Source organism: Bacillus subtilis subsp. subtilis str. 168, from assembly GCF_000009045.1.
Classification (GTDB): domain Bacteria; phylum Bacillota; class Bacilli; order Bacillales; family Bacillaceae; genus Bacillus; species Bacillus subtilis.
On record NC_000964.3, the window covers coordinates 228,546 to 245,108 of the forward strand.

The 16,563-nt window shown below is 43.2% G+C and carries 14 protein-coding genes, 2 pseudogenes and 2 other annotated features; of the genes and pseudogenes, 6 read left to right on the forward strand and 10 right to left on the reverse strand.

From position 1 onward, the window contains the following. Positions 1-3: 3 nt before the first annotated feature. Positions 4-807, reverse strand: coding sequence for an exported beta-lactamase (ybxI, locus tag BSU_02090; protein NP_388091.1), 804 nt, complete (start codon positions 805-807; stop codon positions 4-6). Positions 808-979: 172 nt separating this feature from the next. On the opposite strand from ybxI, the gene cypC reads away from it, so the two are divergent. After that, on the forward strand, positions 980-2,233 hold the full coding sequence (cypC, locus tag BSU_02100) for a fatty acid beta-hydroxylating cytochrome P450 (RefSeq protein NP_388092.1): 1,254 nt from the start codon (positions 980-982) through the stop codon (positions 2,231-2,233). Positions 2,234-2,273: 40 nt separating this feature from the next. Here cypC and ybyB read toward each other — a convergent pair whose 3' ends face one another. Then, positions 2,274-2,534, reverse strand: a complete 261-nt coding sequence (gene ybyB / locus BSU_02110; protein NP_388093.1) for a hypothetical protein — start codon at positions 2,532-2,534, stop codon at positions 2,274-2,276. A gap of 268 nt (positions 2,535-2,802) precedes the next feature. On the opposite strand from ybyB, the gene ybeC reads away from it, so the two are divergent. Then, entirely contained in the window at positions 2,803-4,422 is a 1,620-nt protein-coding gene (gene ybeC, locus BSU_02120; protein ID NP_388094.2) for a putative H+/amino acid transporter, read from the forward strand. Between the two features lie 46 nt (positions 4,423-4,468). On the opposite strand, the gene glpQA is transcribed toward ybeC, so the two are convergent. Continuing rightward, entirely contained in the window at positions 4,469-5,350 is an 882-nt protein-coding gene (gene glpQA, locus BSU_02130; RefSeq protein ID NP_388095.1) for a secreted glycerophosphoryl diester phosphodiesterase, read from the reverse strand. A 98-nt stretch (positions 5,351-5,448) separates the two neighbouring features. Continuing rightward, on the reverse strand, positions 5,449-6,783 hold the full coding sequence (glpT, locus tag BSU_02140; RefSeq protein ID NP_388096.1) for a sn-glycerol-3-phosphate permease: 1,335 nt from the start codon (positions 6,781-6,783) through the stop codon (positions 5,449-5,451). A 296-nt stretch (positions 6,784-7,079) separates the two neighbouring features. Between glpT and ybeF the strand changes: the two genes are divergently transcribed. The 3 genes from ybeF (at position 7,080) to ybfB (ending at position 9,584) form a co-directional block, all read left to right on the forward strand. Next, on the forward strand, positions 7,080-7,328 hold the full coding sequence (gene ybeF / locus BSU_02150; protein ID NP_388097.1) for a hypothetical protein: 249 nt from the start codon (positions 7,080-7,082) through the stop codon (positions 7,326-7,328). Between the two features lie 91 nt (positions 7,329-7,419). Further along, positions 7,420-8,337 (forward strand): putative transcriptional regulator with acetyltransferase domain, encoded by a 918-nt coding sequence (gene ybfA, locus BSU_02160; RefSeq protein NP_388098.1) that lies wholly within the window; start codon positions 7,420-7,422, stop codon positions 8,335-8,337. Beyond that, a complete protein-coding gene (ybfB, locus tag BSU_02170; protein ID NP_388099.1) occupies positions 8,334-9,584 on the forward strand; it encodes a putative carboxylate transporter in 1,251 nt (416 codons plus the stop codon). Before ybfA ends, ybfB begins: the two co-directional genes overlap by 4 nt. A 34-nt stretch (positions 9,585-9,618) precedes the next feature. After that, positions 9,619-9,903 (reverse strand) — a sequence feature (Evidence 4: Unknown function but conserved in other organisms). Here the strand turns inward: ybfB and ybfEc are convergent. The 6 genes and pseudogenes from ybfEc to ybfI form a co-directional block, all read right to left on the reverse strand. Continuing rightward, positions 9,619-9,903: pseudogene (ybfEc, locus tag BSU_02180) on the reverse strand. It overlaps the preceding feature by 285 nt. Next, positions 9,809-9,931: a sequence feature (Evidence 4: Unknown function but conserved in other organisms), on the reverse strand. (Overlaps the previous pseudogene by 95 nt.) Beyond that, positions 9,809-9,931: pseudogene (ybfEn, locus tag BSU_02181) on the reverse strand. Its footprint overlaps the feature before it by 123 nt. The pseudogenes ybfEc and ybfEn overlap by 95 nt, the downstream one beginning before the upstream one ends. A gap of 167 nt (positions 9,932-10,098) precedes the next feature. Then, entirely contained in the window at positions 10,099-11,010 is a 912-nt protein-coding gene (ybfF, locus tag BSU_02190; RefSeq protein ID NP_388101.1) for a hypothetical protein, read from the reverse strand. An 88-nt stretch (positions 11,011-11,098) separates the two neighbouring features. Then, positions 11,099-13,297, reverse strand: coding sequence for a putative pepdidoglycan binding protein (gene ybfG, locus BSU_02200; RefSeq protein NP_388102.1), 2,199 nt, complete (start codon positions 13,295-13,297; stop codon positions 11,099-11,101). Between the two features lie 74 nt (positions 13,298-13,371). Next, a complete protein-coding gene (ybfH, locus tag BSU_02210; RefSeq protein ID NP_388103.1) occupies positions 13,372-14,292 on the reverse strand; it encodes a putative permease in 921 nt (306 codons plus the stop codon). Next, positions 14,289-15,116, reverse strand: a complete 828-nt coding sequence (ybfI, locus tag BSU_02220; RefSeq protein NP_388104.1) for a putative transcriptional regulator (AraC/XylS family, cupin family) — start codon at positions 15,114-15,116, stop codon at positions 14,289-14,291. Before ybfI ends, ybfH begins: the two co-directional genes overlap by 4 nt. 230 nt (positions 15,117-15,346) lie before the next feature. On the opposite strand from ybfI, the gene purT reads away from it, so the two are divergent. After that, the gene (purT, locus tag BSU_02230; RefSeq protein NP_388105.1) at positions 15,347-16,501 is read left to right on the forward strand and encodes a phosphoribosylglycinamide formyltransferase 2; all 1,155 of its coding nucleotides are present in this window, start codon (positions 15,347-15,349) and stop codon (positions 16,499-16,501) included. The last annotated feature ends 62 nt before the right edge of the window (positions 16,502-16,563 follow it).

A 16,563-nucleotide genomic window follows, 5' to 3' on the forward strand; every position in this document is an offset into this window, starting at 1 on the left:
TATTTAGGATGTAATCAGGCCATACTTTTTCAGGATATCCACGGTGATGTTTTTGGCTTTTGTGCCGGAATCATCGACATTGGTGACAAAGACATAAGAGCCATGCTCTGTTTTGATGAATCCGACAAACCATCCTAATCCCATATCAGTCAGGCGGGTTCCGGTTTTCCCGTAGAGCGTGTAATGATCGCCTTCCTCTTGAATCATCATGCGCTTGACGATTTTCATCACCGGCTTGTCAAATGGAAGCTCCTCTTTAGCCAGTTTCTCCAAAAAAGTTTCTTGTTCCAGCGGAGATATTGTGAGCGAGCTTTGCAGCCAAAACTGGTCGATTCCCCCGCTGATATCCTCGTTGCCGTAAGATAGAGTATGAAGCCATGTTTTCATTCTTTCCTCGCCGATATCTCTCGCTAATGCCTGATAATACCAGATTGCGGATTCGCGCATGGCCGAGCCAAGCGTATGGTCGCGGTTCCATGATTCGAATTCACGCTTGACCCCGTCCCATCGTTTAACATCGTATTCATCTCTTACAGCTTTGACCTGCAAACCGATTAAAGCGTTCACGACTTTAAAGGTGGATTGCGGAGTTTGTCTTTGATTTGCCCGTTTTCTGTTATAGACAAATGTCTGATCCTTTTGTAAATCGTGAAGAATGAAGGTTCCATCCGTATCCTTGAATTCATCATCGACATTCATTTTGCTGACATTCAAGTGTTTTTCATGAGCAGATGATGCTGCGTGGACGGAGAAGCCGCCGATCCCTGCAATACTCAGCACAAGCACAACATATATCCATTTTTTCATTTTGTTCTCCCCTTCGTTTTGATTAACTACCTTTTCTCTCTTTCGTTTGTTCTTCCTTTAAAAAATAATCAAAAAGCGCTTAAATTTGGTTTTGCAAACAAATACTGTTACTGGGTTTATAGTCGGAAGATAACGTGAAAATAGAGGGTAAAAAGGAAGGCAGGGTAAGCGGATGAATGAGCAGATTCCACATGACAAAAGTCTCGATAACAGTCTGACACTGCTGAAGGAAGGGTATTTATTTATTAAAAACAGAACAGAGCGCTACAATTCAGATCTGTTTCAGGCCCGTTTGTTGGGAAAAAACTTTATTTGCATGACTGGCGCTGAGGCGGCGAAGGTGTTTTATGATACGGATCGATTCCAGCGGCAGAACGCTTTGCCTAAGCGGGTGCAGAAATCGCTGTTTGGTGTTAATGCGATTCAGGGAATGGATGGCAGCGCGCATATCCATCGGAAGATGCTTTTTCTGTCATTGATGACACCGCCGCATCAAAAACGTTTGGCTGAGTTGATGACAGAGGAGTGGAAAGCAGCAGTCACAAGATGGGAGAAGGCAGATGAGGTTGTGTTATTTGAAGAAGCAAAAGAAATCCTGTGCCGGGTAGCGTGCTATTGGGCAGGTGTTCCGTTGAAGGAAACGGAAGTCAAAGAGAGAGCGGATGACTTCATTGACATGGTCGACGCGTTCGGTGCTGTGGGACCGCGGCATTGGAAAGGAAGAAGAGCAAGGCCGCGTGCGGAAGAGTGGATTGAAGTCATGATTGAAGATGCTCGTGCCGGCTTGCTGAAAACGACTTCCGGAACAGCGCTGCATGAAATGGCTTTTCACACACAAGAAGATGGAAGCCAGCTGGATTCCCGCATGGCAGCCATTGAGCTGATTAATGTACTGCGGCCTATTGTCGCCATTTCTTACTTTCTGGTGTTTTCAGCTTTGGCGCTTCATGAGCATCCGAAGTATAAGGAATGGCTGCGGTCTGGAAACAGCCGGGAAAGAGAAATGTTTGTGCAGGAGGTCCGCAGATATTATCCGTTCGGCCCGTTTTTAGGGGCGCTTGTCAAAAAAGATTTTGTATGGAATAACTGTGAGTTTAAGAAGGGCACATCGGTGCTGCTTGATTTATATGGAACGAACCACGACCCTCGTCTATGGGATCATCCCGATGAATTCCGGCCGGAACGATTTGCGGAGCGGGAAGAAAATCTGTTTGATATGATTCCTCAAGGCGGGGGGCACGCCGAGAAAGGCCACCGCTGTCCAGGGGAAGGCATTACAATTGAAGTCATGAAAGCGAGCCTGGATTTCCTCGTCCATCAGATTGAATACGATGTTCCGGAACAATCACTGCATTACAGTCTCGCCAGAATGCCATCATTGCCTGAAAGCGGCTTCGTAATGAGCGGAATCAGACGAAAAAGTTAAATTAAAAAGCTCTCTTCCTTTATCGAAGAGAGCTTTTTGATTACTTCTTTTTTTCATCGTAGTATTGGACGGGATACATGGAGCCTTCTGATACCATTTTGTTGTCCTCGATATCTTGCGGGTCCGGGTGGCCGGCTTTATCAACTGGGAACGTTTCCATGTCTGGCTGTTTTGTTATTTTCATCTTCATGCTGTGAATGAATTCTCTTGCCTTTTGGCGATTTGACGGGTCTTTTAATAGATAAGAAGTGATGCCGACAGTTGAAACAGCGAGACCTGAAAGTAACAGCTTTTGTTTCATGGTGATACTCCTTTCTATTTTAAGAATAGTGTTTCCTGTATCATTCCCGTTTTGGAAATTGCTAAACCTGTTGTGTTTTTATCATTGGAATTAACAGTAAATTCCATTTAAGAAGAAACTAGTGACTTCATTCCTGTATTGGAAGGTAATATACATTGACTTATTATAGATTTCAGTCAAAATTCGATAAATATTGACAAAGTAAAGTAATCAGAATAATAATATAATTAGCAAGAGAATGTCATCATACATGAAAGGTGTTTACGATATGAATCAATTGCATCGAAGAATGGGAACGTTTTCCCTCATGATGGTCGGGCTCGGGTCGATGATCGGTTCAGGCTGGCTGTTCGGGGCTTGGCGTGCGGCTCAAATAGCAGGACCAGCTGCTATTATTTCATGGGTTATTGGAATGGTCGTCATTTTATTTATTGCTCTTTCTTATAGTGAACTAGGTTCTATGTTCCCTGAAGCGGGGGGAATGGTCAAATACACGCAATATTCACACGGTTCGTTTATCGGTTTTATTGCGGGCTGGGCCAACTGGATTGCGATTGTGTCCGTCATTCCGGTTGAAGCGGTGGCCTCCGTTCAATATATGAGTTCTTGGCCTTGGGAATGGGCGAAATGGACAAGCGGTTTGGTGAAGAATGGAACGCTGACTGGGGAAGGACTAGCGTTTGCCTCTGTATTGCTTCTCATTTATTTTCTGCTGAACTACTGGACAGTCAATCTATTTTCGAAAGCGAATTCATTAATTACGATTTTTAAAATTATTATTCCGGGTCTTACGATTGGAGCTTTGCTGTTTGTCGGATTCCACGGAGAAAACTTTACTGGCGGTCAAAGCATTGCGCCGAATGGCTGGGCAAGTGTGCTGACGGCGGTTGCCACTTCCGGTATCGTTTTTGCGTTTAATGGTTTCCAAAGCCCGATTAATATGGCGGGTGAAGCAAAAAATCCGGGGAAATCAATCCCGATTGCGGTTGTTGGCTCTCTTTTTGTTGCGACAGTGATTTATGTCCTGCTGCAGATCGCCTTCATTGGAGCTGTGAATCCTTCTGATATTGCTCACGGCTGGAGCCATCTGAATTTTAATTCTCCTTTTGCTGATCTGGCGATTGCGCTGAATATTAACTGGCTTGTTATTGTGTTATATGCAGATGCATTTGTATCACCGTCTGGAACGGGGATTACGTATACGGCGACAACGTCCCGAATGATTTACGGAATGGAAAAAAACAAATACATGCCGAGTATATTCGGGAAGCTTCATCCGATTTACGGCGTTCCGCGACAAGCAATGTTCTTTAACTTGATTGTTTCGTTCATCTTTTTGTTCCTGTTCAGAGGATGGGGCGTATTAGCGGAAATTATTTCTGTTGCTACGTTAATTTCTTATATCACCGGCCCGATCACAGTGATGACATTGAGACGGACGGGGAAAGACCTGTACAGGCCTCTTCGTTTAAAAGGCTTAAATGTGATTGCTCCGCTTGGATTTATCTTTGCGTCACTGGTGCTGTATTGGGCGCGCTGGCCGTTAACAGGACAGGTTCTGTTTATTATCCTGATCGGTCTTCCGATTTATTTCTATTATCAGGCGAAGGCGAAATGGAAAGGGTTTGGCCGGAACTTTAAAGCCGGCGTCTGGATGGTGTTTTATCTGCTGGCCATGATGGTTATTTCTTATTTGGGCAGTGATAAATTCGGCGGCCTGAATGTCATTCATTATGGCTGGGATATGGTTCTGATTGCGATGGTATCCCTTGTATTCTATGTGTGGGCGCTGAAGAGCGGCTACCAGACAGAATACTTAAAGGATGCGAAAGAGATAAATTCTCAGCTGCTTAATGGACAGTCAGAAGCTGCTGCCGGAAAAGAATAAAATATAGAAGAAAACCTTGCGATAGTTGTCGCAAGGTTTTTTGCTTTTAATAACCCTTTTTTACTTTGTGGAAAAGATCAGGATAGTTGGTGAACACTCCTGTTACGCCCCAATCAAGCAGGCGATGCATATCAGCTTCATTATTGACTGTGTAAGGATGAAGCAGGAGGCCGTGGCTGCGGATCATACGGACGTTTTCTTGATTTAAAGCTTTATAATCCGGGCCCGCACCGACAGCGTATGTTTTGATTTCTTCCAGGGCAGCATCTGTCATTGACGCCATTTGTTTGGCTTCCAGCAATTGAACGGTCGGCAGGTTTGGCTGTAATTGATGGACTTTTACCAGGCTTTCTTTGCTGAACGATTGAATGATCACCTGGCCTGGCTTAGAATGCTTTCCCAGTAATTTATGTTTCTGCAAAGAAGCGATCAGTTTTTCTTCCATACCTGGGTAGGTGTCAGGCGATTTTGTTTCAATGTAGTAGTTCGCGTGCTTTCCGAAACGGTCTAATACCTCTTCTAATGTAGGAACTTTAAGGCCGACGTACTGCGGCTTTGCTTTTTCCGGATAGGCTTCATTAAACCAAGAACCGGCGTCAAGCTTCTTAATGTCTGCGAGCGTATGGTCTTTCACCCAACCCATTCCGTTTGTGGTGCGGTCCAGTTTTTCGTCATGCATGACAATCAATTTTCCGTCTTTTGTCATTTGCAGATCCAATTCAATAAAATCAGCTTTCATTTTCTGAGCGGTTTCGTAAGACAGAATCGTGTGCTCAGGCACATATCCAGAAGCCCCTCTGTGCGCGACGGTCAGGATACGGTCAGGTGACAGCAGGTTTCCTTTTGACGCTGCCGACACTGGCGTTACCATAAATGAGAGTAAGCCCAGCGACAGAACAAACAAGGCCAGTATTCTATTTTTTCTCATGATTTCTCCTCCTTATAGATAAGCACTACCTGTCTTTCATAATAAAAAACGGATGTAAACGGCGTGTTGGAAAACTATTAATCTTTTATGTGTCTTTCTTAAACATGCTCTGCCCGTTTTCCTGTATTCCACGTCAAAGCCAAGAAGACGATGGCAAGAATGCAGGATGAGATCAGCATGATAAAGCCGCCGTTCCAGTTAAAACGGTCCACGACAAAGCCCATAATGGCGTTTGCGAAGGCGGATCCGCCGATGTATCCGAAAAATCCGGTCAAACCGGCTGCAGTTCCGGCTGCTTTTTTCGGTGCTAGGTCAATTGCTTGAAGGCCGATCAGCATAACAGGTCCGTAGATTAAGAAGCCAATGCTGATCAGGGCGATATTGTCCACGAGCGGATTGCCGGCCGGATTCAGCCAGTACACCAATACGGCAATGAAAACACCCGCCATAAACAAAACGCCTGCCGGTGCCCGGCGGCTTTTGAAGAATCGGTCACTGATCCAGCCGCACAAGATCGTTCCCGGTATGCCTGCGTATTCGTAAAGAAAATACGACCAGCGTGAGTCTTCAGGAGAAAAGCCTTTGGCTTCTGTTAAGTAAGTAGGCGCCCAGTCAACCACGCCGTATCGCACGAAATAAACAAATACATTGGCAAAAGCGATGTACCAAAGAAATTTGTTGTTCAGCACATATTGAAAAAGAATTTCTTTTGTTGTTAATTCTTTTTCCTGATTTTTAAAAGCGTGTTTTGGATAGTCATTCCGATACTCTTCAATTGGCGGGAGTCCGCAGGATTGAGGCGTATCACGAACCAATAAAACAATTAAAAATGAAATGATAATGGCGATGATGGCAGGGAAGAAAAACACGCTTTTCCAAGTGACGAACATCGCGATCCCAAGAGTGACAAGCGGAGCAAGAATACCGCCGCCTATGTTATGGGCGACATTCCAGATCGACATTTTTGTGCCGCGTTCACTTATGGAGAACCAATGGGCCATCGTCCTGCCGCATGGCGGCCAGCCCATTCCTTGAAACCATCCGTTGATAAACATAAAAATAAACATGATGGTGACGCTCGAAGTCACCCAAGGCATTGAAACGAATAGAATATTAACGATTGCTGATAAAAATAGGCCTGTCGCCAGAAAATATCTCGGATTACAGCGGTCAGACACCATTCCCATGATGAATTTGCTGAAGCCGTACGCAATGGACACAGCGGCCAGCACCAAACCCAGTTCTGTTTTCGAAAATCCCTGTTCCTGCAGATAAGGAATGGCAAAGGCAAAGTTTTTCCGCAGCAGGTAGTAGCCTGCGTAGCCAATGAAAATACCAATGAATACTTGCAGTCTGAGCCGTTTGTATGCCGCATCCATCTTTGAATCATCCAGTCTCTCAATATGAGGAGCCGGTTTAAATATATTAAGCATTAATAATTATCCCCCTTTGCTGTTTGTGCTGGATGTGTGGCGTGCCTCCTTTCCCGAAAAACAAAAAGAGCCAGAAAACACCCCTTGTCAAAAGGGGTTGGATTCCTGGCTCTCCTCATCTCCATCCAAGCTATTAACTTATCATGATAGCGCTTTCTTAAATTATCATAGTCCGGAGCGAATGTAAACGGGTAATTTTCAAATTGGGCCTTAGGGAAGTGAATATTATCCTTTTACTAAATGCAATTATATTTTTTTACTAGTAACATAAAAATCTGGAGGGAGGCTGTTTAAAGATGGATGAATTAGATATCGCATTCTTTATTTTACCGTTAGGAATTATGCTGCTATCGATTGTCGGGACCTGTATTTGTAAAAACCCGTATCTGATGCCAATGCTTAGTTTGGTGATTTCTCTTGTGCTCACCTTTACCATTTTTAATCAATCATTTTTGGGATGGGCTGTTGTCTATAGCTTGGTTTCTCTGGCTTTATCCTATATCACATTGATTGTGGTAAGGAAAAGGAAGGAATCAGGAAATTAAAAAGACCTCACTTTCTAACATATCGTTGACTAAAGCAACTATATGTGATTATAATTGCTTTAGTCAACGATATTAGAAAGTGGGAATTGATTTGAAAACAAGAGAATCATCTGTCGGGTTAAAATTCAGAAAGTTCAATCGATTTTATACAAACGTCCTTGGTTTCCTTAATGAGCACATTTACGACAGCCCGTTTTCCTTAACAGAAACACGGATTTTATTTGAGATTTATAATACGCCTAATTGTACGGCAAAAGCTCTTCAGGATAAGCTGGGGCTTGACCGGGGATATGTCAGCAGGATTGTGAAGCAGTTTGAAAAAGAAGATTTGATTTATAAACAGAGGAGCAAAGATGACGCCCGCCACCATTACATTTTTGTCACAGAAACAGGAAAAACGATTTATAAAAAGCTGGAGGAGAAAGCCAACGAACAAGTAGAACTGATGCTGAAGGTAATCAACCAAAAGGAGCAGCACAAGCTTGCCGAGGCGATGGCAGAGATTGAAGCGATCCTTTCACAGTCGCTTTCTGCCAGAGCATCAGAGATATCGATTAGAGATTATTTTCTTTCGGAGGATCTTCAACTCCTTATTGAGAAACAAAGACAATTTTACGCGGAGGCTCACGGTTGGGATGACACGTTTTTAGCTTATCTTCAGGAGACATTTGACGCTGACATCGAAAAAATATGGATTGCGGAAAGCGGCGGGAAATTTGCCGGCTCTGTCGGGTTGGTCAAGCACGATGAAAAGACAGTCCAGCTCAGATGGTTTCTGGTTGATGCGGATTTTCGGGGCAGGGGGCTTGGCACGCAATTGCTGGAGCATCTGGTTGCATACTGCCAAGACATGAAGTTTGACCGCATTTTCCTTTGGACGGTGAGCACGATGGCTGAGGCTCGTCCGCTCTATAAAAAATTTGGATTCAGGATAAGTGAAGTAAAACAAGAAGCGCCATTATGGGGACAGCAGCTGACAGAAGAACGGTGGGATTTGGAGCTGTCATGAAAAGACTGCATTATGCGTGGATCATCGTCTCCGTCACCTTTTTGATCTTATTGGCGGTTCAGGGGGTGCGGCTGTCGTTTGGTGCGTTTGTGGAGCCGTGGGAACGGCAGTTTTCAATCGATAGAAGCACCATCTCGCTGATTTCGACGGTGAGTTTTATTGTTTATGGCATATCACAGCCTGTGATCGGTCGGCTTGTGGACAAATGGGGTGCCCGGGCTGTTTTGGCATGGAGTGCGTTACTGACAGGAGTCAGCATTTTCTTAACATACCTTGTGACTTCGCCTTGGCAGCTGTTTTTGCTTTACGGGCTGGGTGTCTCGCTTGGAGTGGGCGGAGCATCGAATGTGGCGGCAAGTGTATTGGTCGTCAATTGGTTCAGCAAAAAGCGGGGACTAGCCTTTGGGATCATGGAAGCAGGCTTTGGCGCGGGGCAAATGCTTCTCGTTCCCGGCTCACTCATGTTGATCCATTGGTTTAGCTGGAAGCTGACGGTTGTGGTGTTGGGACTGCTGTTAATCGTGATTGTCTTTCCGGCTGCGCTGCTGATGCTGCGGAACAATCCTTCAGAAAAGAATACAGAGCCGATAGGCGGACTGGCTGCATCAGAAAAAGAAACAGCACCCAAAACAACAGCTCTTTCAGTGGCCGGGATGTTTCGTATGAGGCAATTCTGGTTCTTGATTTTTCCGTTTTTGATCTGTGGATTTACGACCGTGGGGCTGATGGATACCCATTTGATTCCGTTTTCTCATGATCATGGCTTTTCAACGACAGTCACGAGTGCTGCTGTCAGTCTGCTAGCAGGCTTTAATATTGCTGGGATCTTGCTGTCCGGAATTGTAGCGGACCGGTGGAGCAGCCGGAAAATCCTGTGCATTTTATATGCGGTGCGGGCGCTGTCGATCGTGATTCTTATTTACAGCCACGAGCCCTACTTGCTTTTAGCCTTTGCGATTCTGTTTGGATTAGTGGACTTTGCAACGGTAGCACCGACTCAAATGCTCGCCACCCAGTACTTTCAAAACTACTCGATCGGCCTCATGATTGGCTGGCTGTCACTCGCCCATCAGATCGGATCGGCACTAGGTGCGTATGTGCCCGGCGTCATCTACACGGTAACGGGTGAGTATACACTGGCTTTTTATTTGTCGATTGGAATGCTCGTGCTTGCGAGCGTAATGAATGTGATGCTGAGGGAGCCAGCTGCGGTTACGCGTGACAGTGCGGCTGTGGTAGACAAGTGATGAGGACAAAGGGAAAGCATCTCTGATTTCGAGATTATTCAGAGATGCTTTTTTTGTATTTTTGTTCTAATACGAAGTCGATCATACCGACTATGCGGGCGTTTTCGGATTTTTGTTTGAAGCGTTCAGAAATTTGAACTTTTCTTGAAAATGGGGAAACAATAAAAACCCAAAAAAGGCCGATCAAGGCAAAAAACATTTGTACAGCTAATTCTATTAATTCATTAAAACGAGTGCTGAAAAAATAGAAGTATAACGTTATTAATGTCACAGTACATACGATTTTGGCAAGTGTGTTTGAATGTAAGCAATGGTTCACTAAAGAATACCTTTAATTGATTCAGCATGATTGAATCATATTTGTTTAGGAAAATAAGAAGTTCTTTATCATCTTTTTTATGTTCTAAAATAAAGTTGCTGTTTCTGTTTCTTTATATGTATGGTGGTCTACATTCAATATATACATCTCTTAAAGTATAAAAATTGAGTATTTCTTAGTAAGGATGAAACAAAATTACATGATTTTTTTGTTATATCTTTCAGTTAGAATAAAATCTATAACTCCTCTCATTCGCAAATATTCGGCTCTCTGTGCAAAGTGCAGAACAGTATGTAATTGTCCTTTTCTAGATATATTTAAAAGCTTTATCAAATCAATAAGGATTTTCAAGAAAATAATTAATAATAGAAAGATAAAAATGTGTGGTATGTCAATGTAATTGATTTGTCCTGAAAATAAAGAAGTTGCATAGACAACAATAATACTTCCGCAAAACATCAAACTCATATAATGTGGAAGGGAAAATGGACGAGTTGAAAAATATGCTTTTAATTGGCTTAGCATAGCATTATCTCTTGTATCTAAGTAGCCCAAAAGCTCTTTATCATTTTTACTAATTGTAAGAACATGATTCAATACAGCACTAAAATTCATTGAATCTTCATTATCAGAGGCAGTATGTTTATTAGCCTGTATGTTTTGTTGATCCATTTTATATTTTTTATAAAGTATTGTATTAATTAACTTGTTTTTCTCATAGAATTCAGATCGTTGATTAAGGGATGCTTTTCCTTTGTTTTTATTTCCTTTTTTTATGATTTTAGTATAAGTCATAAAAATACAAATGACTGTAAAAATAGAAAACACTGCAGGTGAAATATCTGAAAGAATAGTATTGGTGAAGACTTCTTTTGCTTGGATGAAAAGGAAAGAAGCTAAAGTCATAGATATAAACATGCATAAAACTGCTACTTTCACAAGAAACTGAAGCGGAAGAGAAGGTTCCGAATAATAGTGCTTCAACTGGTTGAGTGTCAGAGAATCTTGGCGAAAAAGATAATCTATTATCTCCTGCTGATTTTGCATCTGATTGATATCATGAGCGATGTTTTTTGTTTTTTCAAAAACTATTTGATCATTTTTCATTTTTGATAAACCTCCAAAAGACGATAGATAAACTAAAAAAACTGCATGAGCATATTTTAACTTATGTTCATGCAGTTTTGTATTAAAGTTAGCTAGTATAATAAGCAAAAATGGCCAGTAACATAGCAGATAATGCGGTAGCGACTTTGACTCCTTTATTGTTCGTTAAATCACTGCCCATATTCCCAATTAGTAAAAGTGCAGCAACACCTACAACAGGGAATAAATATTGATCATAAGACGGCCAATCTAACGCTAATTCACTCTCGGGAGACGTAACTGGTACTCCCTTGTACGTCTTTATTTTAAACGTAATCGTAGTCGTTAGTCCAGTTGTGACATTGTCACCGACTGGAATATCAGGTGTATAGATTTTAATTTGAATGTTTAAAGATTCAGCTGTTGGATTTACATAAACCTCCAAATAACCGTTGCGTACTGATAAGCTCAGACTATTTAAAAGGTTTTGATAAGAGTCGATTTGTGACGCAGTGAGAGACGTTTGAGTGTCGCCCAATAAACCCGTGATATAGGCACCTGGTTTACCATTTGTAATGGTAATTGTGTTTGGTGAACCTTCACTTGGTATGGTTGCCAGAAGTGAAGTTGATAGAATAATATCCAACTCAGGTGATGTGAAAATGGTTTCTGTCGTATCAAATTCAAACATCGCGTTTGCCAGACTTGTTAGATTTTCTAAAGCTGGAATGGTAGATAAAATGTCTGTCAGTGTACGCAGTCTTGCATCATATACCGGATCAGACGGCGGATTTACATTGCTTGCACCTGAGTCTCTTCCTGAATACCCGTCTTTATCAATCCCGATGCTTCCAGAGCCGCTTCCGATGGTTCCTTCATAAAATTGATCAAAGGCCCAGTTGTTTGGCATCGGATAGCCGAGATTGCCGCTAAATCCTGTTGACATATTTGCCACAAAACTATACTTTGTCAGTCCTGCTTCAGATGTACGGATACAAATGTTTCTTGGTCCGTAAACCCCTATTTCATACTTAGGTGCGGTTGAAAATGTCTGCATTTTTGTAAATGCTGACTTAATCTCTTGGAAATAAGGAATGATTTTATCGGTCACTTCATAATCGTATGCATCAAAATCGACAGCGAAATAAATGGTCGTGCCTGACGGAAAACCTAATCTTCTAGCAGCAGAAGCGGCACTATATGCATCTCTTGTGCCTTGGTCTTTGACAAAATAAGAAGATTCATAGCCGCCGTCTTGATAAATTGGGAAAACCTTCAATCCGGCATCAAGAATAACTGCAAGCTCTTTAGATGTCAGGGCTTTAGATGTGAGGCCGCTGCTTGTCCGCACATTTCCGGTCAAATATCTGCCAACCGTTTTATAACCGTTATTCCGCAGTGTTTGAGCTTTTTCTGCGGTTATAATTGTAGCAGTGTCACAAGCAGAAGCGGTGCGAGTTGTGTCTCCTGAGCTTGATAATAAAGCTTTAATGGTTGGCATATCTGCATAACCTGTTTGCGGCAGGCACATGAACTCTTGAAATGCTTTAACAGCTGAAACAACACCCACACCATATTTGCCGTCAAACTCACCAGGATCGAACGATTTTCCGTTACAATAGAGGGCGTACTGAACAATTAAGACAAATCCTGTTCTTGAATCGCCGGGAGTTAAAGTAGGGCACAAACTTGTGGTGCCGTTTCCGAAAAATCCATTGGCAACACTTGTGCTCATGCCTTCTTCTTTTTGCAGGGCATAAATAAGAGCTTTATTTGTATCGCGGCCATACAGTCCGTCACAAGGCATTAACCCGATATAGTCATTGTAGTCTCGATTTAAGTTTTGTTGAATCTGGCGAATTCTTGAATCACCCCCAGACACCAGCTTAAAAGCGCTCATGTCTAATAAGGCTTTCATAATTAACGTGGTGACAATCCCATCCTGTGTTGTCAGTCCGGCAGCTTTTTGAAATTCTTTTACCGCATTTTCTGTTTTTTCGTAAAAGACGCCTGTAAAACCGCCGGGATTAAAGCCTTTACACCATAAAGCCCCTTGTAAAATAAAATTCATGTTGCTTGGTTTTGAATCTGGAGCTTGGCGTTTAAGAGGCTTAAATAAGCGCTGTGTTGTCGGCCCGAAGTTATCGGCTGGCTCTGAGATACCCAATTCAATTTGAAGCGCCCGAGTCAGACCGTAGATCGTATCCCACCCAGTTTTCCCGCTTTCTTCAACTGGGTTATACCCATGTTTGCCGCTGTACGTATCGTTCAGCCATTGCTGTGTGATTAAGACCATTTCATCAACCATTTCGATTCCTCCTTTGTTAGATTGCGTTCATTTATAGGTGGCAAACGTAGGACAAAATAAAAAAATGGATGCCGTTAAGCATCCATTTTACATCCGTTCTCCAACAGCTTCGCTTTCGGTTTCAGCTCTGAAATGTAGAGGCCTAAAAGTGTAAGCGCGCCTCCTAGAAGAGCGATCCATGTCATGTTTTCGTGCAGAATCAGGACAGAAGCGGCGATCGTGATAACCGGGACCATGTAAATATACGCACTGGATTTGACGGCTCCGAGCACTCCAACTGAATAATTCCAAGTGGCGAAGCACAGGGCAGAAGCGCCAATCCCTAAGAAAAGCATGTTGAGTATATTTGAAGCAGATGAAAATCGGCTTAGGTCAAAATGGAAGTCGAACAAAAATAAAGCGGGAACCATAAACAATAAACCATACAAAAATACTCTCTGTGTCAGCTCGATGATGTGGTATTCGTAGGCGCTTAATTTTTTCATGAATATCGAGTATCCGCCAAACACGAGAGCAGCCCCGGCTGCCATGATGTCTCCGAGCGGATTTAGACGCAGTACCACATTGCCGTTAAACGTAATCAATAAAAGCCCGATCAGTGCCGAGATAAATCCAATCAAAAAAGTCAGACGCAATTTTTCGCCTTCGAGCAGAAAATGGGCCAAAACCGCAGTGATCATCGGTATAATGGACACGATCATGCCGACATTGGAGGCGTATGTATAGGTGAGAGCTATATTTTCTAATAGAAAGTATAAGGTTACGCCAAATAAACCAGCTCCGGCAAACAACAGCTCCTGCCGCCAATTTCTGAACGGAATCATGTTGGGACGGACGAGGATAAGAGCGATAAAGCCCATCAAAAACCGATAAAATAATATTTCCATTGGAGAGAAGTCAGCCAGCAGAACTTTTGTCGAAATAAAGGTCGTCCCCCAAATCAGAATGGTCACAATGGCTGCGATATGCCCCGAAGTTTCTCTTTGTATGTTCATCTGTGAAGCTCCTTTTCAAAAATCTTCATGTATTGCTTCGGCGTCAGCCCCACCTGCCGTTTAAAAAACTTCGTCATATGACTCTGATCGCTGAATCCTGTCTGAAATGCCGCATCAATCGGCCTTACCCCTTGTTCAAGGAGTTTTTTGGCTTGATTAATCCGGATTGTTTCCATGTAGCTATTAGGGGTAATGCCTTTTTGTTTTGTAAATGAACGCAATAAATGATACTTGCTCCAGCCTGTTAATTCACTCAAATCATTGAGTGTAACATTTTCGGCATAATGCTCTTCTAAAAATTCACAAACCATTTTGACTTCGTCTGATGGTTCTGGAACGCTGCTAAGGAACGTGACATCTGAATAATGGCGGATCAGCTCCTCTAATAGATGAAGAAACAGCTCCTCCTTACGCAAAGCTTGTTTTTCCTCGGATATCAAAATATGCAATTCCTGCAGGCTGGCTGTCAGCTCATGGCGGAATAACACATGCTGGGAGAAATAAGGGAGATGCCCGGAGCCAGTAATCTCTTTCACCGCCTTCTCCATGATATCCGGCATGACATTGATACACCGATAATCAAGCGTCCGGCCGTCAATCTGTTCACAGCTATGCGTGTCACGGGGGTTAAAGAGGAGAAGATCACCTGGATTGATGATATATTCTTGATCCTGACAGGCCAGATACCGTTGCCCTTTTTCAATAAATCCAATCACATAATAATCGTGAAAGTGGTTCGGGAACTTCTGCATAATTCCCTTGAAGCGGTAGGCTTCTATATGAAGGTGTGGGTCAAGCTGCAGTGTGCGGGTTTCGTTTTGCATGGGATGCCTCCTGTCGGTGTGGTGGTCTTGGATTAAGTGTAGCATGATTTTGGGGGATTTCTTGTATGATGTTGCTGTTTAGGAATAGAGAAAGCAGACCGTTATTTGTCTGCTTTCGTTTAAGAATTTAAAAGATTTTAACCCTCAATAATAATTTTATCTTTTTTAATAAAAATTTATTTTTCAAATATTTCAGTTATAATGGTTTGGAACAGATAGGAGGGGCAAAGATGTATCAATCAAAGAAGGTTTTATTGTTAGGTTCAGGTGAATTAGGTAAAGAGGTAGTGATTGAAGCCCAGCGTCTTGGGGTACAGACGGTGGCAGTTGACAGTTACGAGCATGCTCCGGCGATGCAGGTCGCGCATAACAGTTATGTCGTTGATATGCTGGACCCAGAGCAGATCAGAACCATCATTGAGAAAGAAAATCCGGATTTGATTGTGCCTGAGGTTGAGGCGATTGCGACGGATGAATTGCTGAAGCTTGAAGAGGAAGGATTTCACGTTATCCCGAATGCCCGTGCGGCCAAGCTGACGATGGATCGGGAAGGCATCAGACGACTTGCGGCGGAAACGCTTGGACTTGCGACAGCTGGCTATGAATTTGCGAATACATATGATGAATTTATACAAGCGGCAGCTCAGATCGGTTTTCCTTGTGTCGTTAAACCATTGATGAGTTCTTCTGGAAAAGGCCAAAGTGTGTGCCGCTCTGAAGCGGATTTAGAGAGCTGCTGGGAGACGGCGATGGAAGGCGGACGGGTGAAAAACGGCCGCGTGATCGTTGAGGAGTTTATCCCTTTCGAATCAGAAATCACACTCTTAACCGTACGTGCGGTTAACGGTACGGCATTTTGTGAGCCGATCGGTCATGTGCAAAAGGACGGGGATTATATCGAATCGTGGCAGCCGCATGATATGACAGAGCAGCAAATAGAAGAAGCGAAGCATATTGCGAAAACGATCACGGATGAGCTTGGCGGATACGGCCTGTTTGGTGTTGAGCTGTTCCTTGCGAAAGATAGGGTATATTTCAGTGAGGTATCTCCTCGTCCGCATGATACGGGTCTTGTCACGCTGGTGACGCAAAATTTGTCAGAATTTGCGCTGCATGTCCGGGCGATTCTCGGCTTTCCGATTACAGAAATCACACAGCTTTCTCCTGGCGCCAGCAGGCCCCTCAAAGCGCCGGAAGAATTAGCGGATTACACTGTTGAAGGATTGGAAAACGCACTGGCAGTCCCAAAGACTCAAGTGCGCGTCTTTGGAAAGCCGATAACAAAAGCCGGACGTCGTATGGCAGTTGCGCTTTCTGCTGCTGATTCAGTTGAAACGGCAAGAGAGAATGCAAAGAAAGCGTTGGACCAGCTAATTTTAAAATAGAGTTTGAACAGGTCTTGTCATGGGACAAGGCCTGTTTTTTTCTTTCTCCGTAAAAGTTTTAT

Bases quoted from the DNA above. Each gene is read 5' to 3' on its own strand.
- cypC (NP_388092.1), top strand. From the start codon at position 980: ATGAATGAGCAGATTCCACATGACAAAAGTCTCGATAACAGTCTGACA.
- purT (NP_388105.1), top strand. From the start codon at position 15,347: ATGTATCAATCAAAGAAGGTTTTATTGTTAGGTTCAGGTGAATTAGGT.
- glpQA (NP_388095.1), bottom strand. From the start codon at position 5,350: ATGAGAAAAAATAGAATACTGGCCTTGTTTGTTCTGTCGCTGGGCTTA.
- ybyB (NP_388093.1), bottom strand. From the start codon at position 2,534: ATGAAACAAAAGCTGTTACTTTCAGGTCTCGCTGTTTCAACTGTCGGC.
- ybfG (NP_388102.1), bottom strand. From the start codon at position 13,297: ATGGTTGATGAAATGGTCTTAATCACACAGCAATGGCTGAACGATACG.
- ybxI (NP_388091.1), bottom strand. From the start codon at position 807: ATGAAAAAATGGATATATGTTGTGCTTGTGCTGAGTATTGCAGGGATC.
- glpT (NP_388096.1), bottom strand. From the start codon at position 6,783: ATGCTTAATATATTTAAACCGGCTCCTCATATTGAGAGACTGGATGAT.
- ybfB (NP_388099.1), top strand. From the start codon at position 8,334: ATGAAAAGACTGCATTATGCGTGGATCATCGTCTCCGTCACCTTTTTG.
- ybfF (NP_388101.1), bottom strand. From the start codon at position 11,010: ATGAAAAATGATCAAATAGTTTTTGAAAAAACAAAAAACATCGCTCAT.
- ybfH (NP_388103.1), bottom strand. From the start codon at position 14,292: ATGAACATACAAAGAGAAACTTCGGGGCATATCGCAGCCATTGTGACC.
- ybeC (NP_388094.2), top strand. From the start codon at position 2,803: ATGAATCAATTGCATCGAAGAATGGGAACGTTTTCCCTCATGATGGTC.
- ybfI (NP_388104.1), bottom strand. From the start codon at position 15,116: ATGCAAAACGAAACCCGCACACTGCAGCTTGACCCACACCTTCATATA.
- ybeF (NP_388097.1), top strand. From the start codon at position 7,080: ATGGATGAATTAGATATCGCATTCTTTATTTTACCGTTAGGAATTATG.